At 60.2% G+C, this 23566-nt stretch carries 17 protein-coding genes, 2 tRNA genes, 2 rRNA genes and 4 pseudogenes; 12 read left to right on the top strand and 13 right to left on the bottom strand.

Going from position 1 to position 23566, the window contains the following annotated elements; genetic code table 11:
• Positions 1-41: 41 nt before the first annotated feature.
• From AB5975_19330 to AB5975_19315, 4 genes are all read right to left on the bottom strand, one after another.
• Positions 42-2933 (bottom strand): 23S ribosomal RNA (locus tag AB5975_19330).
• Between the two features lie 244 nt (positions 2934-3177).
• Positions 3178-3253: transfer RNA gene (locus AB5975_19325), tRNA-Ala, on the bottom strand.
• A 24-nt stretch (positions 3254-3277) separates the two neighbouring features.
• Positions 3278-3354 (bottom strand) — tRNA-Ile (locus AB5975_19320).
• 87 nt (positions 3355-3441) lie between these two features.
• Positions 3442-4978 (bottom strand): 16S ribosomal RNA (locus AB5975_19315).
• The 16S and 23S rRNA genes sit together here with 2 tRNA genes alongside, the layout of an rRNA operon.
• A 473-nt stretch (positions 4979-5451) precedes the next feature.
• Between AB5975_19315 and rhtA the strand changes: the two genes are divergently transcribed.
• Together rhtA and AB5975_19305 are read left to right on the top strand one after the other, a co-directional pair.
• Complete coding sequence (gene rhtA, locus AB5975_19310; GenBank protein ID XDR18744.1) at positions 5452-6339, top strand: threonine/homoserine exporter RhtA; 888 nt, start codon at positions 5452-5454, stop codon at positions 6337-6339.
• A 190-nt stretch (positions 6340-6529) separates the two neighbouring features.
• The gene (locus AB5975_19305) at positions 6530-6811 is read left to right on the top strand and encodes a hypothetical protein (protein ID XDR18743.1); all 282 of its coding nucleotides are present in this window, start codon (positions 6530-6532) and stop codon (positions 6809-6811) included.
• Positions 6812-6850: 39 nt separating this feature from the next.
• On the opposite strand, the pseudogene AB5975_19300 reads toward AB5975_19305, so the two are convergent.
• Positions 6851-8658, bottom strand: a pseudogene (locus AB5975_19300) (aminopeptidase P family protein).
• Positions 8659-8844: 186 nt separating this feature from the next.
• On the opposite strand from AB5975_19300, the pseudogene AB5975_19295 reads away from it, so the two are divergent.
• Positions 8845-9962, top strand: a pseudogene (locus AB5975_19295) (DUF3182 family protein).
• Complete coding sequence (locus AB5975_19290; protein XDR18742.1) at positions 9946-10716, top strand: alpha/beta hydrolase family protein; 771 nt, start codon at positions 9946-9948, stop codon at positions 10714-10716. Before AB5975_19295 ends, AB5975_19290 begins: the two are co-directional and overlap by 17 nt.
• Here AB5975_19290 and AB5975_19285 read toward each other — a convergent pair.
• Together AB5975_19285 and AB5975_19280 are read right to left on the bottom strand one after the other, a co-directional pair.
• Positions 10695-11075, bottom strand: a complete 381-nt coding sequence (locus tag AB5975_19285) for an antibiotic biosynthesis monooxygenase (protein ID XDR18741.1) — start codon at positions 11073-11075, stop codon at positions 10695-10697. The two genes, AB5975_19290 and AB5975_19285, sit on opposite strands and share 22 nt — an antisense overlap.
• Before the next feature lie 81 nt (positions 11076-11156).
• Complete coding sequence (locus tag AB5975_19280; GenBank protein ID XDR18740.1) at positions 11157-12149, bottom strand: GlxA family transcriptional regulator; 993 nt, start codon at positions 12147-12149, stop codon at positions 11157-11159.
• A gap of 82 nt (positions 12150-12231) precedes the next feature.
• On the opposite strand from AB5975_19280, the gene AB5975_19275 reads away from it, so the two are divergent.
• Positions 12232-12780, top strand: a complete 549-nt coding sequence (locus AB5975_19275; GenBank protein XDR18739.1) for a cysteine hydrolase family protein — start codon at positions 12232-12234, stop codon at positions 12778-12780.
• A gap of 49 nt (positions 12781-12829) precedes the next feature.
• Here AB5975_19275 and AB5975_19270 read toward each other — a convergent pair whose 3' ends face one another.
• The gene (locus AB5975_19270; protein ID XDR18738.1) at positions 12830-13393 is read right to left on the bottom strand and encodes a helix-turn-helix domain-containing protein; all 564 of its coding nucleotides are present in this window, start codon (positions 13391-13393) and stop codon (positions 12830-12832) included.
• An 85-nt stretch (positions 13394-13478) separates the two neighbouring features.
• On the opposite strand from AB5975_19270, the gene AB5975_19265 reads away from it, so the two are divergent.
• From AB5975_19265 to AB5975_19235, 7 genes and pseudogenes are all read left to right on the top strand, one after another.
• On the top strand, positions 13479-14429 hold the full coding sequence (locus AB5975_19265) for a DMT family transporter (GenBank protein ID XDR18737.1): 951 nt from the start codon (positions 13479-13481) through the stop codon (positions 14427-14429).
• Positions 14430-14578: 149 nt separating this feature from the next.
• Positions 14579-17493, top strand: a pseudogene (locus tag AB5975_19260) (monovalent cation/H+ antiporter subunit A).
• Positions 17493-17836 (top strand): annotated as a pseudogene (locus AB5975_19255) (Na+/H+ antiporter subunit C). Before AB5975_19260 ends, AB5975_19255 begins: the two co-directional pseudogenes overlap by 1 nt.
• A complete protein-coding gene (locus AB5975_19250) occupies positions 17833-19512 on the top strand; it encodes a monovalent cation/H+ antiporter subunit D (GenBank protein XDR18736.1) in 1680 nt (559 codons plus the stop codon). The pseudogene AB5975_19255 and the gene AB5975_19250 overlap by 4 nt, the downstream one beginning before the upstream one ends.
• The gene (locus AB5975_19245; protein ID XDR18735.1) at positions 19509-19997 is read left to right on the top strand and encodes a Na+/H+ antiporter subunit E; all 489 of its coding nucleotides are present in this window, start codon (positions 19509-19511) and stop codon (positions 19995-19997) included. Before AB5975_19250 ends, AB5975_19245 begins: the two co-directional genes overlap by 4 nt.
• Positions 19994-20272, top strand: a complete 279-nt coding sequence (locus tag AB5975_19240) for a K+/H+ antiporter subunit F (GenBank protein ID XDR18734.1) — start codon at positions 19994-19996, stop codon at positions 20270-20272. The genes AB5975_19245 and AB5975_19240 overlap by 4 nt, the downstream gene beginning before the upstream one ends.
• Positions 20269-20634 carry a Na+/H+ antiporter subunit G gene (locus AB5975_19235; protein XDR18733.1) on the top strand — a complete coding sequence of 122 codons (366 nt, stop codon included), beginning with the start codon at positions 20269-20271 and terminating at the stop codon, positions 20632-20634. The genes AB5975_19240 and AB5975_19235 overlap by 4 nt, the downstream gene beginning before the upstream one ends.
• A gap of 12 nt (positions 20635-20646) precedes the next feature.
• On the opposite strand, the gene AB5975_19230 is transcribed toward AB5975_19235, so the two are convergent.
• The 5 genes from AB5975_19230 to AB5975_19210 all read right to left on the bottom strand — a co-directional run bounded on the left by AB5975_19230 (position 20647) and on the right by AB5975_19210 (position 23556).
• On the bottom strand, positions 20647-20859 hold the full coding sequence (locus AB5975_19230; GenBank protein ID XDR18732.1) for a hypothetical protein: 213 nt from the start codon (positions 20857-20859) through the stop codon (positions 20647-20649).
• Complete coding sequence (locus tag AB5975_19225) at positions 20856-21326, bottom strand: hypothetical protein (protein XDR18731.1); 471 nt, start codon at positions 21324-21326, stop codon at positions 20856-20858. The genes AB5975_19230 and AB5975_19225 overlap by 4 nt, the downstream gene beginning before the upstream one ends.
• Before the next feature lie 345 nt (positions 21327-21671).
• Positions 21672-21866, bottom strand: coding sequence for a hypothetical protein (locus AB5975_19220; protein ID XDR18730.1), 195 nt, complete (start codon positions 21864-21866; stop codon positions 21672-21674).
• A 177-nt stretch (positions 21867-22043) separates the two neighbouring features.
• Positions 22044-22448: a TraR/DksA family transcriptional regulator gene (locus AB5975_19215; protein XDR18729.1), complete on the bottom strand. Its 405-nt coding sequence runs from the start codon at positions 22446-22448 to the stop codon at positions 22044-22046.
• A 334-nt stretch (positions 22449-22782) separates the two neighbouring features.
• On the bottom strand, positions 22783-23556 hold the full coding sequence (locus AB5975_19210; protein XDR18728.1) for an enoyl-CoA hydratase: 774 nt from the start codon (positions 23554-23556) through the stop codon (positions 22783-22785).
• Positions 23557-23566: the final 10 nt, after the last annotated feature.

Here is a 23566-nt window from a genome sequence, read left to right as displayed (position 1 = left end):
CCACCGCAATTTGGCTGACGCGCAAATTGCTTGGGTGTTATATGGTCAAGCCTCACGGGCAATTAGTATTGGTTAGCTCAACGCCTCACAGCGCTTACACACCCAACCTATCAACGTCGTAGTCTTCGACGGCCCTTTAGGGGATTCAAGATCCCAGTGAGATCTCATCTTGAGGCAAGTTTCCCGCTTAGATGCTTTCAGCGGTTATCTCTTCCGAACATAGCTACCCGGCAATGCCACTGGCGTGACAACCGGAACACCAGAGGTTCGTCCACTCCGGTCCTCTCGTACTAGGAGCAGCCCCTCTCAAATCTCAAACGTCCACGGCAGATAGGGACCGAACTGTCTCACGACGTTCTAAACCCAGCTCGCGTACCACTTTAAATGGCGAACAGCCATACCCTTGGGACCGGCTTCAGCCCCAGGATGTGATGAGCCGACATCGAGGTGCCAAACACCGCCGTCGATATGAACTCTTGGGCGGTATCAGCCTGTTATCCCCGGAGTACCTTTTATCCGTTGAGCGATGGCCCTTCCATACAGAACCACCGGATCACTAAGACCTACTTTCGTACCTGCTCGACGTGTGTGTCTCGCAGTCAAGCGCGCTTTTGCCTTTATACTCTACGACCGATTTCCGACCGGTCTGAGCGCACCTTCGTACTCCTCCGTTACTCTTTGGGAGGAGACCGCCCCAGTCAAACTACCCACCATACACTGTCCTCGATCCGGATAACGGACCTGAGTTAGAACCTCAAAGTTGCCAGGGTGGTATTTCAAGGATGGCTCCATGAGAACTGGCGTCCCCACTTCAAAGCCTCCCACCTATCCTACACAAGCAAATTCAAAGTCCAGTGCAAAGCTATAGTAAAGGTTCACGGGGTCTTTCCGTCTAGCCGCGGATACACTGCATCTTCACAGCGATTTCAATTTCACTGAGTCTCGGGTGGAGACAGCGCCGCCATCGTTACGCCATTCGTGCAGGTCGGAACTTACCCGACAAGGAATTTCGCTACCTTAGGACCGTTATAGTTACGGCCGCCGTTTACCGGGGCTTCGATCAAGAGCTTCGCTTGCGCTAACCCCATCAATTAACCTTCCGGCACCGGGCAGGCGTCACACCCTATACGTCCACTTTCGTGTTTGCAGAGTGCTGTGTTTTTAATAAACAGTCGCAGCGGCCTGGTATCTTCGACCGGCATGGGCTTACGGAGCAAGTCCTTGACCCTCGCCGGCGCACCTTCTCCCGAAGTTACGGTGCCATTTTGCCTAGTTCCTTCACCCGAGTTCTCTCAAGCGCCTTGGTATTCTCTACCTAACCACCTGTGTCGGTTTGGGGTACGGTTCCCAGTTATCTGAAGCTTAGGAGCTTTTCTTGGAAGCATGGTATCAACCACTTCGTCGCCTAAAGGCAACTCGTCATCAGCTCTCGGCCTTAGAATCCCGGATTTGCCTAAGATTCCAGCCTACCACCTTAAACCTGGACAACCAACGCCAGGCTGGCCTAACCTTCTCCGTCCCTCCATCGCAATAACTGGAAGTACAGGAATATTAACCTGTTTTCCATCGACTACGCTTTTCAGCCTCGCCTTAGGGACCGACTAACCCTGCGTCGATTAACGTTGCGCAGGAAACCTTGGTCTTTCGGCGTGCGAGTTTTTCACTCGCATTGTCGTTACTCATGTCAGCATTCGCACTTCTGATACCTCCAGCAAGCTTCTCAACTCACCTTCACAGGCTTACAGAACGCTCCTCTACCGCATCACCAAAAGGTGATACCCGTAGCTTCGGTGCATGGTTTGAGCCCCGTTACATCTTCCGCGCAGGCCGACTCGACTAGTGAGCTATTACGCTTTCTTTAAAGGGTGGCTGCTTCTAAGCCAACCTCCTAGCTGTCTAAGCCTTCCCACATCGTTTCCCACTTAACCATGACTTTGGGACCTTAGCTGACGGTCTGGGTTGTTTCCCTTTTCACGACGGACGTTAGCACCCGCCGTGTGTCTCCCATGCTCGGCACTTGTAGGTATTCGGAGTTTGCATCGGTTTGGTAAGTCGGGATGACCCCCTAGCCGAAACAGTGCTCTACCCCTACAGTGATACATGAGGCGCTACCTAAATAGCTTTCGAGGAGAACCAGCTATCTCCGAGCTTGATTAGCCTTTCACTCCGATCCACAGGTCATCCGCTAACTTTTCAACGGTAGTCGGTTCGGTCCTCCAGTCAGTGTTACCTAACCTTCAACCTGCCCATGGATAGATCGCCCGGTTTCGGGTCTATACCCAGCGACTAAACGCCCTATTAAGACTCGCTTTCGCTACGCCTCCCCTATTCGGTTAAGCTCGCCACTGAATATAAGTCGCTGACCCATTATACAAAAGGTACGCAGTCACCTAACAAAGTAGGCTCCCACTGCTTGTACGCATACGGTTTCAGGTTCTATTTCACTCCCCTCTCCGGGGTTCTTTTCGCCTTTCCCTCACGGTACTGGTTCACTATCGGTCAGTCAGTAGTATTTAGCCTTGGAGGATGGTCCCCCCATATTCAGACAAAGTTTCTCGTGCTCCGTCCTACTCGATTTCGTTGATAAGAGATTTTCGTGTACGGGGCTATCACCCACTATGGCCGCACTTTCCAGAGCGTTCCACTAATCTCAAACCAACTTAAGGGCTGGTCCCCGTTCGCTCGCCACTACTAAGGGAATCTCGGTTGATTTCTTTTCCTCAGGGTACTTAGATGTTTCAGTTCCCCTGGTTCGCCTCTTGCACCTATGTATTCAGTACAAGATAACCAGCTTGTGCTGGCTGGGTTCCCCCATTCAGAGATCTCTGGATCACAGTCTGTTTGCCGACTCCCCAAAGCTTATCGCAGGCTACCACGTCTTTCATCGCCTCTGACTGCCAAGGCATCCACCGTATGCGCTTCTTCACTTGACCATATAACCCCAAGCAATCTGGTTATACTGTGAAGACGACATTCGCCGAAAATTCGCACGTCGCTCTTTCGAGCAGAACTCACAAATTTTACCTTAGCCTGATTAACCAGCAGTGAAACTGGCCATCAGTCTATTTCTATCACATATCCGAATTTTTAAAGAACGATCTGACAAAAGTCAGAAATCAACATTCATCAACGAATGTTCATTTCTAAGTTCTGACAAGTAACTGCTTACTGCAAAAGTGGTGGAGCCAAGCGGGATCGAACCGCTGACCTCCTGCGTGCAAGGCAGGCGCTCTCCCAGCTGAGCTATGGCCCCGTATTTTACGCCTTAACCATGTGATGGTAGGTCTGGGCAGATTTGAACTGCCGACCTCACCCTTATCAGGGGTGCGCTCTAACCAACTGAGCTACAGACCTATAACAGGGTCGCGTTACAGCATCGTCTTTATACAAGTGAATCAAGCAATTCGTGTGGGAGCTCATCAGCAGGCTGATGTCGTCGATTAAGGAGGTGATCCAGCCGCAGGTTCCCCTACGGCTACCTTGTTACGACTTCACCCCAGTCATGAATCACACCGTGGTAACCGTCCTCCCGAAGGTTAGACTAGCTACTTCTGGTGCAACCCACTCCCATGGTGTGACGGGCGGTGTGTACAAGGCCCGGGAACGTATTCACCGCGACATTCTGATTCGCGATTACTAGCGATTCCGACTTCACGCAGTCGAGTTGCAGACTGCGATCCGGACTACGATCGGTTTTGTGAGATTAGCTCCACCTCGCGGCTTGGCAACCCTCTGTACCGACCATTGTAGCACGTGTGTAGCCCAGGCCGTAAGGGCCATGATGACTTGACGTCATCCCCACCTTCCTCCGGTTTGTCACCGGCAGTCTCCTCAGAGTGCCCACCATAACGTGCTGGTAACTAAGGACAAGGGTTGCGCTCGTTACGGGACTTAACCCAACATCTCACGACACGAGCTGACGACAGCCATGCAGCACCTGTGTCAGAGCTCCCGAAGGCACCAATCCATCTCTGGAAAGTTCTCTGCATGTCAAGGCCTGGTAAGGTTCTTCGCGTTGCTTCGAATTAAACCACATGCTCCACCGCTTGTGCGGGCCCCCGTCAATTCATTTGAGTTTTAACCTTGCGGCCGTACTCCCCAGGCGGTCAACTTAATGCGTTAGCTGCGCCACTAAAATCTCAAGGATTCCAACGGCTAGTTGACATCGTTTACGGCGTGGACTACCAGGGTATCTAATCCTGTTTGCTCCCCACGCTTTCGCACCTCAGTGTCAGTATCAGTCCAGGTGGTCGCCTTCGCCACTGGTGTTCCTTCCTATATCTACGCATTTCACCGCTACACAGGAAATTCCACCACCCTCTACCGTACTCTAGCTTGCCAGTTTTGGATGCAGTTCCCAGGTTGAGCCCGGGGCTTTCACATCCAACTTAACAAACCACCTACGCGCGCTTTACGCCCAGTAATTCCGATTAACGCTTGCACCCTCTGTATTACCGCGGCTGCTGGCACAGAGTTAGCCGGTGCTTATTCTGTCGGTAACGTCAAAACAGCAAGGTATTAGCTTACTGCCCTTCCTCCCAACTTAAAGTGCTTTACAATCCGAAGACCTTCTTCACACACGCGGCATGGCTGGATCAGGCTTTCGCCCATTGTCCAATATTCCCCACTGCTGCCTCCCGTAGGAGTCTGGACCGTGTCTCAGTTCCAGTGTGACTGATCATCCTCTCAGACCAGTTACGGATCGTCGCCTTGGTGAGCCATTACCCCACCAACTAGCTAATCCGACCTAGGCTCATCTGATAGCGCAAGGCCCGAAGGTCCCCTGCTTTCTCCCGTAGGACGTATGCGGTATTAGCGTTCCTTTCGAAACGTTGTCCCCCACTACCAGGCAGATTCCTAGGCATTACTCACCCGTCCGCCGCTGAATCAAGGAGCAAGCTCCCGTCATCCGCTCGACTTGCATGTGTTAGGCCTGCCGCCAGCGTTCAATCTGAGCCATGATCAAACTCTTCAGTTCAATACTGCTTGGGTTTTTAAGAAACCCTAAACTTGGCTCAGCAATCTCAAATGACTATGTGATTTCTCGCATGGCCACTTGTGATGCTGATAATCTTTTTGACTATCAGCCCGTACTCACAAGCACCCACACGAATTGCTTGATTCAATTTGTTAAAGAGCGTTTGGTTAAGAGCTTTTCGTCCCAACCGAGGCGCGCATTCTACGCTTTCCTCAGAGCCTGTCAAGCGTTTATTTTGAAGTTTTTTGCGAGAAACTCGTTTAGCTTCAAACACTTGACTCAACAGGGTGGCTAGCTTTACTTCGCTACCGCGTTGGAGTGGTGCGCATTATAGGGCGGCCTTCACGGAGGTCAACCTTTAATTTCAATGATTTGAAATATATCTGCTGCAAACACCTCAGGGCTACCACGCGCCCCTGCAATTGCGCACTATATTGCTCACCTCCCACCCGCCCAAGGATCGCCGCACCTAAATGAACACCCAACCCCGCAGCCTGGCCGCTACCCTTTTCCCGATCGGCCTGCTGCTAATCGCCATGGCATCGATTCAGTCCGGGGCCTCCCTGGCCAAAAGCATGTTCCCCATCATTGGCGCCCAAGGCACCACCACCCTGCGCCTGATCTTCGCCAGCATCATCATGCTCCTTATACTGCGCCCGTGGCGGGTACGCATGACCGCCAACACGTTGCGTAACGTGGTCATCTACGGCATGGCGCTGGGTGGCATGAACTTCCTGTTCTATATGGCCTTGCAAACGCTGCCTATCGGTATTGCCGTGGCCCTGGAGTTCACCGGCCCACTGGCCGTGGCGATTTTCTCCTCGCGCCGACCGATCGACTTCCTATGGATTGCCCTGGCCATCGCCGGCTTGCTGCTATTGCTGCCGGCAGGCCAAAGCGGCCAGACACTCGACCCACTGGGCGCTGCCTATGCACTGGGCGCGGGTGTATGCTGGGCCCTATATATCCTGTTCGGGCAACGTGCGGGAGCAGAGCACGGCATCCAGAGTGCGGCCTTGGGGGTGGTAGTCGCCGCCCTGTTCGTCGCCCCCATTGGTATCGCCCACGCTGGTAGCGCACTGCTCACACCTGCCGTGATCCCGATGGCCCTGGCCGTTGCAGTGCTGTCCACCGCCCTGCCCTACAGCTTGGAAATGGTTGCCCTCACGCGCATCCCGGCGCGCACCTTCGGGACTCTGATGAGCATCGAACCGGCATTTGGCGCATTGTCCGGCCTGCTGTTCCTCGGCGAGGTGCTGACGGTTACACAGTGGCTGGCGATCCTGGCGATCATTACCGCATCGGTCGGCACCACCCTGTCCATGCGCAACACGTCCAAACCGGCCATCGCGGCAGACTGATATGAGAAATATTTTCATTTGAGACAGGATTAATGATTGTAGCAGCCCGCCTCGCTGATTAAGCTGTCACAGAATCATCATCTTTACGCTATCTACTGGACCGAACACGGAAGCTGGGGAAGTTTCAGGAAGAACCGAAGCGATAACGACAGGGCGTGACAACTGATTTGCCCTGCATTTAAGGACAGGAATGAAACGTATTTTTCTCATCCTGGCCATCTTGGCTATTGCTGGATGTGCCGCCACAGCCAAGACCGAGGTCAAAAGGGGCAAAAAGGGCCTGCATATCAATTGCTCCGGCCTTTCCTCCTCGTGGGATAATTGCTATAGCAAGGCCGCAAGCTCCTGCAGCACGCGGGGCTACCGGGTCATTGCACGCTCGGGCGATAGCGATGAAGAGGCCGGTGACTACTTGTTCGGCATCAACCCGGCGGGGTACACCAGCCGCAGCATGATCGTCATGTGCAAGTAGTGAAAAGGGCAGCTCGTAAGCTGCCCTTTTTCATTTGCCTTACAGCGGCGCAGTACGTGCCTCCAGCCAGGCCAGTGCATCACCCTTGAGTAGAGGCGCAAGGCGCTCACGCACATTGGCATGATAGCCGTTCAGCCACTCCACCTCTTCCTTTACCAGCAGCGCGGGCAGCAGACAGCGGGTATCGATCGGGCACAGGGTCAAGGTCTCGAAGCACAGGAAATCGCCGAACGCACTCCTGCCCGCTTCGCGGTTGACCACCAGGTTCTCGATACGTACCCCCCACTGCCCCGGCCGGTACGTACCCGGCTCGATCGAGCTGATCATGCCCGCTTGCATCGCCGTCTGCGGTGCAGCCACTGCCTGATAGGCAATTACTTGCGGCCCTTCGTGTACGTTCATGAAGTAGCCCACCCCGTGCCCGGTGCCATGGCCATAGTCGACCTGGTCAGCCCAGATCGGCGCCCGGGCGATAGCGTCGAGCAACGGCGACAGTACCCCCGCGGGAACGTGGCACGCGACAGGGCAATCATGCCCTTCAGTACCCGCGTGCAGTCCTGCTTCTGTGCATGGCTGGGGTTACCGACTGGCACCATGCGGGTGATGTCGGTGGTGCCGCCCAGGTATTGCCCACCCGAGTCGATCAGCAGCAAGCCATCACCTTCGATGACCGCATGCGACTGCTCGGTGGCACGGTAATGCGGCATGGCGCCATTGCCATTGAAGGCGGCAATGGTCGAGAAGCTCAGCGACACGAAATTCGGGCGCCGGGCACGTGCGGCACTCAATTGCTCGTCAACTGTAAGCTCAGTGACAACCTCTCGCCCAAGGTTCGCCTCGAACCAGGCAAAGAACTCGCACAAGGCCGCGCCGTCTTGCTCCATGACCTGGCGGATATGCACCAAGTCATCGCCGCCTTTGCAGGACTTGCTCAGCGTGGTGGGGTTTAGCCCCTCGACCAGCACCACCTCTGCCGCCAGGTTGGCCAACAGGCCGCAGGTGACACGGGCAGGATCCACCAGCAACCGCCCACCCGCCGCAACAGCGGCCAGGGCCTTGCCTGCCTCGCTATAGTCGCGCACCTCGATGCCGTCGACCGCCAGCACCTGGCGCAGGTGCGCATCCACCTTGTCCTGGCCTACGAACAAAATGGCCTGCTGCGGGTTGATCAGGGCAAAGGCCAGGAAAACCGGGTTGTAGGAGACATCGCTACCGCGCAGGTTGAACAACCAGGCAATGTCATCGAGGGTTGCGATAAAGTGCCAGTCGGCCCCCTTGTCCTGGATGCCCTGGCGCAGTTGCGCGAGCTTTTCCGCCCGGCTCACCGTGGCATGTGGCGGCAAGTGCTGGTACACAGGGTTGGCTGGGAGCGCCGGGCGCCCGTCCCAGACCTGGGCCAGCAGGTCCTTGTCGGTCACCAGCCGCGCCCCACGTGCCTTCAGCCGCTCACCTAGCTGGCGCGCCGAAGCCAGAGCCATGACCGCACCATCTACCGCGACGCTACCGTTGGGCTTGACGTTATCACCCAGCCACTCCAGCGCCCCTGGCTTGCCTGGCAACAGTTTCATCAGTTCGATGCCGCTGCCCGCCAGCTCGTGATCCGCCTGCTCCCAGTAGCGGCTATCGACCCACAGCCCGGCGAACCCAGAGGTGACCACCAGCGTACCGACCGAGCCATGGAACCCCGACAGCCACTGGCGCCCCTGCCAGTGACCGGGCAGGTATTCGGAAAGGTGAGGGTCGGCCGAGGGTACCAGCAAGGCATCGATGCCCCCTGCCGCCATGGCCTCGCGCACGTGCGCCAGTCGCTGTGGCACGCTTTGCTCAAGGGTGGTCTGGACGTTCATGCGCTCTCCTGCGGCTACATCAGAATTGATCCAATACACCGATAATGGAACAGCCGCCAGAGCCCTGCAATCGCCGCTGCACAAACAGGACACTTCCTACAGCTGGGCCTGGACCACCGATCCAGTTTTGCTGAACTTCCCCAAGGCACCGGCTTCACACACAGTACATTCATTGCACACAGGCAAATGACCATGCCCAGTGCCAGCGAACCGAAAGCCGGCGTGGTGCTGCTCGATACCCGCGATCACACCCCCGAACATGAGCATGCCGTGCACCTCAAGCTTGCCGATGGCCTGGCCGGCCTGCTGGGCTGCCCGCACGTGAAACCCACCCCCTCAGCAACCGCCGTCGATGGCTACTACTACCTGCCCACCGAAACCCTGATCGACGCCAGACGTCAGGCTGCTAGAGGTATCCGCAGCGAGCAGGATCTGTTTGGCGGGCTGGTCGACCAGCCCTACATGGCAACCAAGGCGATCTCTCACCCGCTACCGGCCGGGGCCAGTTTTCCGCCGGGCTGGACCGATGACTTCGCCCGGCAGGCCAGTGACGCCTTGCTGCGCGGCTATACCGTATTCAGCAAAGCCGATGCGCGCACTGCTGCACAGCTACTGCTGCTCGACGGCCCCGTGCGGGTCAAGCCCGTGTTGGCCTGCGCAGGGCGCGGGCAGCAAGTCATCACCCTGGCAGACGCGCTGGAGCCCCTGCTGGCCGCCATGGACGACCAGCAGTTGGCACGGTGGGGGCTGGTACTCGAAGAGGACTTGAGCGACGTGCAAACCTTCAGCGTCGGCCAGGTGCGCGTCGCCGGCCTGACCTGCAGCTATCACGGCACTCAACAACTGACCCGCGACCATCAAGGCACCGAGGTGTACGGAGGTTCCGACCTGGTGGTGGTACGCGGCGACTACCAGGCACTCCTCCAACTCCCCATGGAAGAGCACCTGCGACTGGCCATCAACCAGGCCATCACCTACGAGCAGGCTGCCGAGCAGCACTTCCCTGGTTTCATTGCCTCCCGGCGCAACTACGACATCGCCCGCGGCCTCGATTCGCAGGGCCACCTGCGCAGCGGCGTACTCGAACAATCCTGGCGCCTGGGCGGTGCCAGCAGCGCCGAGCTGTTGGCCCTGCAGGCTTTTGCCGATGACCCGGCATTACAGCGGTGCGAGCCTCCACCCATGAAGTGTTCGGCACCCCCGACCTGCCCACTGACGCCACCCTCTTCTACCAAGGAAACGACAGTGAACTCGGACAACTCAGCAAATTTGCGCGGATTCGCGAACATGACCATTCAGAGTGAAACCGTTGAACTGCAGGTCGAAAATGATCGCATCAATGGCACCCTGGTCAGCCCGGGCAGCAAGATGCCAGGTATTCTCTTCGTCCACGGCTGGGGCGGCAGCCAGCAACGCGACCTCGCCCGCGCCCGGCATATTACCGGGCTGGGTTGCGTGTGCATGACGTTCGACCTGCGCGGCCACGAAAAAACCGAGAGCCAGCGCCTCACGGTCACGCGTGAGCAAAACTTGCAGGACTTGCTGGCGGCCTACGATCGACTGGTCAGTCACCCGGCCGTCGATAGCAGCGCCATCGCCATCATCGGCAGCAGCTATGGCGGTTACCTGGCCACCCTGCTGACCCGCGAACGGTCAGTCAGATGGCTGGCCCTGCGGGTACCTGCCATGTATTGGGACGATGAATGGGGCAGCCCCAAGCAAACGCTCGACCGTCAACGCCTGAACGACTACCGCCGACGTCCGCTCGGCCCGGCGGACAACCGCGCGCTGGCCGCCTGCGCCGAATTCAGCGGGGATGTACTGCTGGTGGAGTCCGAGCAGGACGACTACGTACCGCACAGCACACTGATGAGCTACCGCTCGGCGTTCGTCAGTGCCCACTCGCTCACCCATCGCATCGTCGACGGCGCCGACCACGCACTGTCCAGCGAAGAAAGCCAGAAAGCCTACAGCTCGATCCTGGCGGCATGGATCGGCGAAATGGTCATCGGTGCCCGTCTGGACCGCTACCCGCACTATGCACCCTGGTATGCATGAGGCTCGCCCACCTGGCAATGCAGGCCGCCATCCGTGCCGCGCACCAGGCTGCGCAGGGCCTGGTAGGCGGCGAAGTTGACGCCCCGGGCCTGATGCTGCCCCAGCAGGTCAAGGAACGATTCTTCGACGAAGTGCACTGCCGCCTCCGCCCAGGCCTGGCGTGACTGCCATTGCAGGTACTGCAACACCCGGCTGCCATCGTCACTGGCCTGGATGCTCACACCCTGCAAGCCTTCGCAACGCGTGGCCAACACTTCGCTACGCGCCACCAGGGCCTGGGCCAGTGCGTGCTGGCACACGCTGGGCACTTCATATTCGATCATCTGGGTGAACCACAAGGCATGAGCGTTTGCCGACATCGACGGTCTCCTGGATAAGGACGCATGCAGCGCGATGCCGAGCAGGGTAAAACCTCAAGCAAAGTCAAGGTCAAGTGGTTTCTACATACCCTGATCGGACACCGCAAACCGCCGCCGATAGTCGCTCGGGGTAAAGCCGGTGACGCGTTGGAACACCTTGCGAAAGGCGCCCGGATCCTGGTAGCCCACACCCCAGGCGATCTGTTCGACGTTGCGCCGGGTAAACTCCAGCAAACGGCACGCCCGCCCTACCCTGACCTGCTGGCAGTACTCGGTCGGGCGTAGCCCGGTAGCAGCACGAAATCGCCGCAAGAAGGTCCGCGCCTCCAGCCCCGCGCAGGCAGCCATCGCGGCCAGGTCGGCATCCTGCCCACCATTGCCCTGCAACCAGTGTTGTACTTTCAGCACGGCCTCGTCACCGTGATCCAGGCGCGGGCTGAATACAGCCCCGGGCAGCGTCGCCGTGACCGGATCGACGGCCAGATAGCGGGCGGTCTCCCGTGCCACCGTAGCCCCCAGAAAGCGCTCCAGCAGGCGCAAGCCCAAGTCGGTCCAGGCCATGAGCCCGGCCGAGGTCACGATGTCCCCGTCATCCAGCAACGGCTGCTGGGCCTCTACCCGCACCTTGGGGAAGCGCTGTGCAAGCGCCTGTACATAGTTCCAGTGGGTGCAGGCCGGGCGCCCGTCCAGCAGGCCGCTGGCGGCAATGAAAAACACCCCGATACATACTGACGCCAGCACCGTACCCTGCACGTGCAGTTGGCACAGCAACGCGCGGTGACGCTCGAGCAGCTCGGCTTGCGGAGCCGACTCCAGGCTCGGCGGAATGATCAAAACGCGCAAGCCCAGCCCGGCATCAGCCGGGCTATCCGGGGCAGGCAGCAATCGCCCCAATTCATCTGCCTGCCAGAAGCTGACGCGAATAGTCGGCAACCCAACGCCACCCAGCTCGGCCGCAACCCGGTTGGCCACCAGGAACAGGTCGGCCAGCCCATGCACGGCGGCGCGCTGCACGCCGGGGTACAGCAGCAGACCGATGTCCAGGCTGGATGGGGTGTCAGTTTTTGCCCGCATAGTGTCGTTCGCGCCAATCCTCATGTCAGTGCACACAGCCTATAACTAACGTCTATCCACGACTACTGCCACAGGAGGCAGCATGAGCAAGCAGGCACTGATCATCATCGACATCCAGAACGACTACTTCCCGGGCGGCAAGTGGACACTCGATGGCGCCGACCAGGCGGCCGACAACGCTGCACGCTTATTGGCAGCAGCGCGCCAGCGTGGCGACCTGGTGGTGCACGTGCGGCATGAGTTCGACAGCGCCGATGCGCCATTCTTCGCCCCAGGCTCGCAGGGTGCGGCCATCCACTCCAAGGTCGCGCCGGTAAAAGGCGAGCCGGTGGTGCTCAAGCACAAGGTCAATGCCTTCCTAGGCACCGAGCTTGAGCACACGCTGGACCGGCATGGTGTCGAGGCCCTGACCATTGCCGGCAGCATGAGCCACATGTGCATCGACGCCGCTACCCGCGCCGCGGCAGATTTGGGCTATACGGTGACCGTGGCGCACGATGCCTGCGCGACCCTACCACTGGAATTCGACGGCAAGCAGGTGCCGGCGGCGCAGGTGCATGATTCGGCGATGGCGGCGTTGGCGTTTGCCTACGCCAAGGTGGTGAAGACCGAAGAACTGCTGAAAGATTGATCAGCTCGAGAGCTTTGGGGGCTGCTGTGCAGCCCCTAAAGCTGCAAGCTCAAATCACCACATTGCGCACAAACCGCACCGCCACCGCGCCATCGTTACGGTAGGCATACCGGCAATTGCTGGGGAACACGTGGAACTGCCCCACCTGCAAGCGATGCTCGACATCTTCGATGATCAGCGTCAATTGCCCTTCGGCCACATAAATCTGCTCGCTCCAGCCTTCGGCATCAGCCTCGCTGGAATAGCACTCGCCCGGTGCGAGGGTCCACTCCCACAGCTCCACCTCGCGCCGTGCCGCACTGGTGCCAAGCAACACCGCCCTGCTCTGCGGATGTTCGCCAGCCCAGGCCAGCTCTTCGATGCGCCCGGGGTCGCGCAGGTCTGGCGCCTGGATCAGGGTACTGAAGGCCACGCCCAAGGCTTCAGCGATCAAGTCCAGGGTGGTCAAGCTGACATTCTTCTCGCCCGCCTCGATCGCTACCAGCATGCGGCGGCTGACCCCGGAGCGCTCGGCAAGCGCCGTCTGGCTCATTCCGGCAGCGTTGCGCAGGCTGCGCACATTGAGGCTGACATGTTGCAGCACCGATGCCCGGTGCAAAGAATCTTTGTGCACTATATTGCTCACTGGTCAAGATTGCGCAGTATACTGCCCACTTTTGCGGCGATTGTGCGCCGCCCCCCGCCGAGTGTGCAAGACCATGAGCCAGCCCAGCAGCAAGTCGACCTCCACCGTTACCTTTCGCCTGAGCAAGGCCGAACTGGTGCTGGTGTTCATCACCATGTTGTGGGGCGGCACCTTCCTGCTGGTGCACAACGTGATGACCGTCAGCGGCCCGATGTTCTTCGTCGGCCTGCGCTTTGCGGCAGCCGCGCTGTTCGTAGCCGTGGTGTCGGCACGAGCGCTGCCTGGGCTGACCTTTACCGAACTGAAGGCCGGCATGCTGATCGGTGTGTCGATCATGCTCGGCTACGGCTTGCAGACCATGGGCCTGCAAACCATCAGCAGCAGCCAGTCGGCGTTCATCACCGCACTTTACGTGCCGTTCGTGCCGCTGCTGCAGTGGCTGGTGCTGGGCCGGCGGCCTGGCCTGATGCCCAGCATCGGCATTTGCCTGGCGTTCATCGGCCTGATGCTGCTGGCCGGGCCCGAAGGCGGCAGCCTGCACTTCAGCGAAGGCGAACTGGTCACCTTGGTCAGCGCGGTGGCCATTGCAGGCGAAATCATCCTGATCAGCCGCTATGCAGGCCAGGTCGATGTGCGACGGGTCACCGTCGTGCAACTGGCGACTGCTTCACTGCTAGCGTTCCTGATGATCGTGCCGACCCAGGAGCGCATCCCCGACTTCTCCTGGCTGCTGCTGACCAGCGCAGTGGGCCTGGGCGCCATGAGCGCAGTCATTCAGGTGGCAATGAACTGGGCGCAAAAGTCGGTCTCCCCCACCCGCGCGACCCTCATCTATGCCGGTGAACCGGTGTGGGCCGGTATCGTCGGGCGCCTAGCCGGCGAGCGCCTGCCGGGCGTGGCGCTGCTTGGCGGCTTGCTGATCGTGATCGCGGTGGTGGTCAGCGAACTCAAGGTGCGCCGCCCGCGCGAAGTCGATGCCGCACGGGACGTGCAAAATTCAGGCGAGCGCCAGGCAGGGCTGTAAAGCCGCCAACTACGACTATGCTTTGTAAAAAACTGTTATAAAAAAACAGCTTGTCACAGCCTGTTTGTAGGATTCTGCGACAGCTTGCGTGTTGGTGATCATCCACTCGGCACGTATGATCTTTGCAAACTTCTCCAGAATAGGCCGCTATGTCTTTGATAGTGCTACTGCTTCTGCCGTTCGTGGGCAGTTGCCTGGCAGCCGTGCTGCCGCACAACGCACGTAACGCCGAGTCCATTCTTGCCGGGCTCGTAGCCCTGGTCGGTACCGTCCAGGTAGCACTTCTGTACCCTCAGATTGCCCACGGTGGCGTAATTCGCGAAGAATTCCTGTGGCTGCCCAGCCTGGGGTTGAACCTGGTGCTGCGCATGGACGGCTTTGCCTGGCTGTTCTCGTTGCTGGTGCTGGGCATTGGTACGCTGGTGTCGCTGTATGCCCGCTACTACATGTCGCCGCAAGACCCGGTACCGCGTTTCTTCGCCTTCTTCCTGGCCTTCATGGGCGCCATGCTCGGCCTGGTGATCTCCGGCAACCTGATCCAGCTGGTGTTCTTCTGGGAACTCACCAGCCTGTTCTCCTTCCTGCTCATCGGCTACTGGCACCACCGCGCCGACGCCCGCCGCGGCGCCTACATGGCGCTGATGGTCACCGGCGCGGGCGGTTTGTGCCTGTTGGTAGGGGCCCTGCTGCTAGGCCATGTGGTCGGCAGCTACGACCTGGACAAGGTCCTGGCTGCCGGCGACACCATCCGCCAGCATGCGCTGTACCCGGTGCTGCTGCCCCTGATCCTCATCGGCGCCCTGAGCAAGAGCGCACAGTTCCCCTTCCATTTCTGGCTGCCCACGCCATGGCAGCGCCCACCCCGGTATCGGCCTATCTGCACTCCGCCACCATGGTCAAAGCGGGCGTGTTCCTGCTGGCGCGCTTCTGGCCGGTGCTGTCGGGCAGCGATGAGTGGTTCTGGATCGTCGGCGGCGCCGGCGCCCTCACTCTGCTGCTCGGCGCTTTCGCCGCCATGTTCCAGAACGACCTCAAGGGCCTGCTGGCCTATTCGACCATCAGCCACCTGGGCCTCATTACCCTGCTGCTAGGTCTGAACAGCCCGCTGGCGGCCGTTGCCGCCGTGTTCCACATTCTCAACCATGCCACCTTCAAAGCCTCCCTGTTCATGGCCGCCGGTATCATCGACCACGAAAGCGGTACGCGTGACATCCGCCGCCTCAGTGGCCTGATCCGCCTGGTGCCATACACCGCCACCCTGGCCATGGTGGCCAGCGCCTCGATGGCCGGCGTCCCGTTGATGAACGGCTTCCTGTCGAAAGAAATGTTCTTCGCCGAAACCGTATTCATCAGCTCCACCGCCTGGGTCGAAACGACGTTGCCGGTGATCGCCACCCTGGCCGGTACCTTCAGCGTGGCTTATGCCCTGCGCTTCACGGTCGATGTGTTCTTCGGGCCGCCAGCCCAGGACCTGCCCCATACCCCGCACGAGCCGCCACGCTGGATGCGTGCGCCGGTCGAGCTGCTGGTGCTCACCTGCCTGGTAGTGGGCATCTTCCCTGCTCAGTCGGTCGGCCCGCTGCTGGCCGCTGCGGCCCTGCCGGTAGTAGGCGGCACACTGCCGGAATACAGCCTGGCCATCTGGCATGGCTGGAACGCACCGCTGATCATGAGCCTGGTGGCCATGAGCGGCGGCATCGTCCTGTACCTGCTGCTGCGCAAGCAGCTGCGCCTGGGCCGCTTCCCCTACCCACCGCTGATCGAGCGCTTCAACGGCAAGCGCCTGTTCGAGCACGGCCAAGTGCACCTGATGCTGCTGGCACGTCGCATCGAGCGCCTGTTCACCACCCGTCGCCTGCAGTCGCAGCTGTTCATGCTGGTCGTCGCCGCGTTTCTTGCTGGCCTCACGCCCATGCTCTATAGCGGCCTGAGCTGGGGCGACCGGCCGAAGATTCCGGGTTCGGGTGTGTTCGTCGCCCTGTGGCTGATCGCCATTGCCTGCGCCATCGGCGCCGCCTACCAGGCCAAATACCACCGTCTGGCAGCACTGATCATGGTCAGCGTCTGCGGCTTGATGACCTGCATCACCTTCGTCTGGTTCTCCGCGCCCGATCTGGCCCTGACCCAGTTGGTGGTGGAAGTGGTCACCACTGTGCTGATCCTGCTCGGCTTGCGCTGGTTGCCGCGACGGATTGAAGGCGTGTCGCCACTACCGGGCAGCCTGGAGCGCGCGCGCATGCGCCGCCTGCGCGACCTGCTGCTGGCGGTGCTGGTAGGGGGCGGCATGGCCGTGCTGTCCTACGCGATGCTGACCCGGCCGACGCCCAACGATATTTCCTCGTTCTACCTGAGTCGGGCGCTGCCTCAGGGCGGTGGTACCAATGTGGTCAATGTCATGCTGGTCGACTTCCGCGGCTTCGATACCCTCGGTGAAATTACCGTGCTGGTGGCCGTGGCGCTGACCGTGTTCGCCCTGCTGCGGCGCTTCCGCCCACCGAAGGAGAGCATGCAACTGCCGGCGCAGCAGCGCCAGCTGGCGCCCGACGTGGTCACCGACCTGATCAACCCGCGGCACGCCACCGACACCGCACTCGGTTTCATGATGGTGCCGGCGGTACTGGTGCGCCTGCTGCTGCCGATCGCCCTGCTGGTGTCGATGTACTTGTTCATGCGCGGGCACAACCAGCCGGGCGGTGGCTTTGTCGCCGGCCTGGTGATGTCGGTGGCGTTCATCCTGCAGTACATGGTGGCCGGCACCCAGTGGGTCGAAGCACAGATGAGCCTGCGGCCGCTGCGCTGGATGGGCACCGGGCTGCTGTGCGCGACCCTGACTGGAGTCGGTGCCATGTTGCTTGGCTATCCGTTCCTCACCACTCATACCGCCCACCTGCACCTGCCGTTGCTCGGTGACGTGCACGTGGCCAGCGCGCTGTTCTTCGATGTCGGCGTGTACACCGTGGTGGTCGGCTCGACGCTGTTGATCCTCACGGCCCTGGCGCACCAGTCGGTGCGCGCCTACCGCCCGGGCAACCCGGCGAAAACCAGCCAAGCAGGAGCCGCCTGATGGAAGAAGTGATTGCAGTCGCCATCGGCGTGCTGGCCGCCTCGGGGGTGTGGCTGATCCTGCGCCCGCGTACCTACCAGGTAATCATGGGCCTGTGCCTGCTGTCTTACGGGTCAACCTGTTCATTTTCAGCATGGGCAGCCTGTTCATTGGCAAGGAGCCGATCATCAAGGACGGCGTCACTCAGGACCTGCTGCATTACACCGACCCACTGCCGCAGGCGCTGGTGTTAACCGCCATCGTCATCAGTTTCGCCATGACTGCGCTGTTTCTGGTGGTGCTGCTGGCCTCGCGTGGCCTGACTGGTACCGACCACGTGGATGGCCGGGAGCGTGACGAATGAGTGGCATGAGTCAACTGATCGTCGCCCCCATTCTGCTGCCGCTGATTACTGCATCGGTGATGTTGCTGCTGGGTGAAAAGCACAGGCATATCAAGGCCAGGCTGAACCTGCTGTCAACCTTCGCCGGCCTGGTCATCGCGGTCTCTCTGCTGCTGTGGGTGCGGACCCAGGGCCAGGCAGAGTCGATAGGCGTGTACCTGCCGGGTAACTGGCCGGCGCCATTCGGCATCGTGCTGGTGGTGGACCACTTGTCTGCGCTCTTGCTGACCCTGACCGGGGTCATCGGTTTCAGTGCGCTACTGTTTGCCCGTGCCCGCTGGGACGGCGCCGGGGCCAGCTTCCATGCGCTGTTCCAGATCCAGCTGATGGGCCTGTACGGGGCCTTCCTCACCGCCGACCTGTTCAACCTGTTCGTGTTCTTCGAAGTGCTGCTGGCCGCCTCCTATGGCCTGCTGCTGCATGGCTCGGGTCGCGCTCGGGTGCGCGCCGGCCTGCACTACATCGCCATCAACCTGTTCGCCTCATCGTTGTTCCTGATCGGCGCAGCAATGCTGTATGGCGTGACCGGTACCTTGAACATGGCCGATCTGGCACTGAAGATTCCACTGGTACCGGAGGCCGACCGTGGCCTGCTGCATGCCGGCGCGGCAATCCTGGCCATGGCCTTCCTGGTCAAGGCCGGTATCTGGCCGCTGAACTTCTGGCTGGTGCCAGCCTACGCCTCGGCCAGTGCGCCGGTGGCTGCGCTGTTCGCCATCATGACCAAAGTCGGCCTGTACGCCGTGCTGCGCCTGTGGACGCTGCTGTTCTCCGGGCAGGCCGGAGCCTCGGCGCATTTCGGCGGCGAGTGGCTGGTGTACGGCGGCCTGGTCACTCTGGCGGTGGCAGCAGTATCGATCCTTGCCGCACAGCGCCTGGAGCGCATGGCGGCCCTGAGCATACTGGTCTCGGCCGGCACCCTGCTCGGCGCCGTCGGCTTTGCCCAGTCGGCGCTGACCGGCGCGGCGTTGTTCTATCTGGTCAACTCGACCCTCGCGCTGTGCGCACTGTTCCTGCTCGCTGAACTGGTCGAGCGTTCGCGCTCGGCCAATGAAGCACCGCTGGACGAAGAAGAAGACGCCATGCCCCCACCGCTGGAATCGCTGCACCCGCCCAAAGGCATCAACCTCGACGATGAGCAGAAGGCGGTGATCGGCCAGATCATCCCGTGGACCATGGCCTTCCTCGGCCTCAGCTTCATCGCTTGTGCGCTGCTGATCATCGGCATGCCGCCGCTGTCGGGTTTTGTCGCCAAGCTCAACCTTATCAGCGCGCTATTCAACCCACTGGGCCTCGGCGTGCCCGCCGAACAGCCGCTGAGTGTGGCCGGCTGGGGTCTCGTGGCCTTGCTGATCCTCTCCGGTTTGGCCTCGCTGATCGCCTTCGGCCGCGTTGGCATCCAGCGTTTCTGGAAACCCGAAGAACGGCCCTCGCCGGTACTGCGCCGCTATGAGTGCCTGCCAATCGTCATCCTGCTCGGCCTGTGCATCATACTCAGCCTCAAGGCCGAGCCGTTGCTGCGCTACACCCAGGACACAGCTGCCAGCCTGCAGGCCCCGGACGCCTATATCGAAGCCGTGATGGCCGCCCGGCCGATTCCTGGCCCCACCACGCTCGACGTACAGGTGCAGCCATGAACCGACTGTTCCCCGCCCCACTGCTGTCGGTCTCGCTGTTCGGCCTGTGGCTGTTGCTGAACCTCTCGGTAAGCCCTGGCAACCTGCTGCTAGGCGCCGCACTCGGCGTGCTGGCGCCGCTGCTGATGGCGCCCCTGCGTCCGCAGCATGCCCACGTACGCCGGCCACTGGTCATCGCCAGGCTGATCGCCCGGGTCGGCCTGGATGTAATCATCTCCAACCTGCTGGTTGCTCGTGGCGTGCTGCGTGCCGGCAAGCAGCCTCCACGCTCCGCGTTCGTCCACATATCGCTGGCACTGCGCGACGCGCACGGCCTGGCAGCGCTGTCGATGATTACCACGGTGGTACCGGGCACCGTCTGGTCCGAACTGGCGCTGGACCGCAGTGTCTTGCTGCTGCACGTGTTCGACCTGGAGGATGAAGCGGCCTTCATCCAACACTTCAAGGACACCTACGAACGCCCGCTGATGGAGATTTTCCAATGACAGGCCTGCTCGCCAATGCTGTTCTCGCCAGCCTGTTCATCTTCGCCCTGGCCATGGGCCTGGCGCTGATCCGGCTGTTCCGTGGCCCATCCGCCCAGGACCGTGTGCTGGCGCTGGACTACCTGTACATCCTGGCCATGCTGACCATGCTGGTGCTGGGTATCCGCTATGCCAGTGACACCTATTTCGAGGGTGCCCTGCTGATTGCGCTGTTCGGCTTCGTCGGCTCGTTTGCCCTGGCCAAGTTCCTGCTGCGCGGTGAGGTGATCGAATGACTGAAACCCTGGTACTGCCGTTTTGGCTGGAACTGGTCACTGCCGCGCTGCTGCTGACCGGCAGCCTGTTCGCCCTGATCGGTGCGATAGGCCTGGTGCGCCTGAAAGACTACTTCCAACGCATGCACCCGCCCGCACTGGCCTCGACCATTGGCGCCTGGTGCGTGGCACTGGCCTCGATCATCTATTTCTCGTGGCTCAAGGACGCCCCGGTGCTGCATGCCTGGCTGATCCCGATACTGCTGTCGATCACCGTGCCGGTCACCACGCTACTGCTGGCGCGGGCGGCGCTGTTCCGCAAGCGCATGTCGAAAGAGCCGGTCCCTGAAGAGGTCAGCAGCGGCAGCGACCGAGGTAACTGAAGGGTTGCCGCCTCAGCCTTGGCTGAGGCGCTGCAACTCGCGCCGAACCATGGCGGCATATGGCGGCGGGCTGAGGCCATAGAGCTCAGCCGCCACCCAGTTCAACCAGGTGCCTTTCAGCTCCTCGCGCTTGGCCAGCATGCGTTCGGCCTCGGCCACGGCATGTGCTTGGTGCTGCCGATGAAACTCGGACCGCGAGGCAGGACCGGCGTCAGCGTCGGTCATTCACTGGCCTTGAACGTGGTCAGTTCACCCTTGCGCCACTTGGCAACTTTGCCGGTCACCGCTTTGAGCAACTTGCCCAGGCCTTCCTGCACTTGTTGCTGCGCGGCGAACACCAGCATCACGCCATGCCCTTCCCGAAACACGATCCCATCGCCTTCCGGCACCGAAACGAAGGCGTAATCGCCCACGCCATACACATTCAACTTTATTTCGCGAAAGCGCATTTCCAGCTTGCCGCCTTCGCGGCTGGGCAATACGGCAGCGCGGAAGTGGTCGCCGACTTTCAGCTCAAGGCGCTGTTTGTCATCGACCACCAGTGCACTTTCGGTGTCGATTTCGGCCATGTACAGGCCTTCGGGATTCTGTTCGGTGACATAGATGAAGCGACCCTGGAACAGTTGGGCCAATTTACCGCGCAAGTCGCCCAAGGCGAACAACGCATGAGTATCAAGTGTGCTGACTGCCAATGAAGTAATCCTCAACCGGTTACAACCCGCCCTCTCCCAAGCTCGGGGAGGCACGGCCACTTCTTATCGATAGGCGAAAAGAGTAATAAAGCGATATGCGAAATGTCTGTGCTCGCTGACGATGCAGCGTGCAGGAATCTTTACTCTGGTCTGCCAGATTCGCCTTCAACCGAAGGCGTTTGGCTCATCCCCGGTTAGGGAAGTGTGATGCCTGAGATCACTCGCCAGAAAACGCAACCATGGGAGTGAGCCTGCAAGAAAACAAGCCCTGGCATCCATGTGCGCATTACTGTAGAACAAATATGCCCGAAAACACTGAAACACGTCGAGAGGCAATAAACATTTTCAGGCTGCCAACCCCTTCTTCAGCTGCTGCTGCCAGGCAGCCTGGCACTCCAGCGCTTCTTCACGCGTGGCAAACGCGGTGCCACGGCGCTCGCCATTGACCAGCACCACCCAGCAAATGCGCTTACCCAGTGCCTGCAGGGTGGCCGGCACACCCGAACCAATCATCACGGCTACATCGACTCGGCTATTCATCATTCCCTCCGGAATTTAATTAGCACCCTAACGATAAGGCCATGATACGCCTGCCTGCGAAGAGAAAACAGCGCATGCCAGTACAGCAGTGTTTCTTATGGCGCAACAAAAACGGCGGCGACGACAAGCGCAAAAAGCCCCAGGGATCGCTCCGTGGGGCTTTGCACCTGGCGCGGGTTATACCTGGCGCTGGTGGCGGTCGAGCTGCTCGTGGCGCTCCTGGGCTTCGATGCAGTACTTGGTGGTCGGGCTGATCAGCAGGCGCTTCAGGCCGATTGGCTCACCACTGTCATCGCACCAGCCGAAGCTTTCGTCGGTAATGCGGTCCAGGGCCATTTCCAGCTGTGGCAGCAGGCGTTGGTCGCGGTCGATGGCATTTACCAGCCAGCTACGTTCTTCTTCGACCGAAGCCACGTCGGCAGGGTCCGACGGGGTGTCAAGGCCTTCGATGGTGGTGCGGCTGAGCTCGATGCGTTCATGGGTTTCGACTTTCATCGCCTGCAGCAGCTCAGTGAAGAAGGCCAGCTGGTCGGCGTTCATGTAGTCATCGGCCGACATGGCCAGCAACTGTTCCTTGGTCATCGATTTCTCTATGAAAAAATGTGCATTTGGGCGATTCATGTGCCGCCGACGCCTTGGCATCGGCAGCGGAATTCTTCAAGCGCCAACCGGCACTCTTTTACAGGGGGCGGCAGTCTAAGGCGCCACGTCGCGTGGAGCAACTGCAAATGGGTGCGAATTTGCTTCCAGTGCTTACAATCCGCCGGTCGGTGCAGGGATGGCTGGTCTTGGGAGGCTCGCCACAACCTTTTCAGCGCCCATGAGATCGAGCGCCACCCGCCCGGCGCTCGATCTCACAGCGACCAGACCTCTCAAGGCATGCACCTGGAGGCCCAGCCCAAATTCCCAGCTGGCATCAACGATCCTTGAACTGCGCCTCGCGCTTGGCGATGAAGGCGGCCATGCCTTCTTTTTGGTCTTCAGTGGAGAAAGCCGCATGGAAGACCCGGCGTTCAAAGCGCACGCCCTCGCTGAGGGTAACTTCAAACGCTCGGTTAACGCTCTCCTTGACCATCATGCTCACCGGGATCGATTTGCTGGCAATGGTCGCAGCCACCTTAAGCGCCTCTTCCAGCAACTCCGCCTGCGGCACGATTCGCGCCACCAAGCCAGCCCTCTCAGCCTCTTCAGCCCCCATCAGGCGGCCAGTCAGGCACAGTTCCATGGCCTTGGCCTTACCCACGGCACGGGTCAGACGCTGGGTACCGCCCATGCCCGGCAACACGCCAAGGTTGATTTCCGGTTGACCGAACTTGGCGTTGTCGGCGGCGAGGATAAAGTCACACATCATCGCCAACTCGCAGCCGCCGCCCAGCGCGAAGCCGGAGACCGCCGCGATGATCGGCTTGCGCCGGTTGGCAATGCGGTCAGCATCGCTGAACAGGTCGTCGACATAGATCTGCGGGTATTGCAGTTCGGCCATTTCCTTGATGTCGGCGCCAGCGGCAAAGGCCTTGGCCGAACCTGTCAGCACCACGCAACCGATATTCGGGTCACGCTCGAGCTGGTCAAGGGCCTGGTTGATCTCGCCGACAATCTGCGCGTTCAGCGCATTGAGGGCTTGCGGGCGGTTGAGGGTGATCAGGCCGACCTTGCCGTGGATGTCCAACAGGATGGTTTCGAATGCCATGCAGTCTGCT

Source organism: Pseudomonas putida, from assembly GCA_041071465.1.
In the GTDB taxonomy this organism is placed as follows: domain Bacteria; phylum Pseudomonadota; class Gammaproteobacteria; order Pseudomonadales; family Pseudomonadaceae; genus Aquipseudomonas; species Aquipseudomonas putida_P.
Note: the sequence above shows the minus strand (reverse complement) of the source record. Positions and strands in the feature narration are given on the sequence as shown.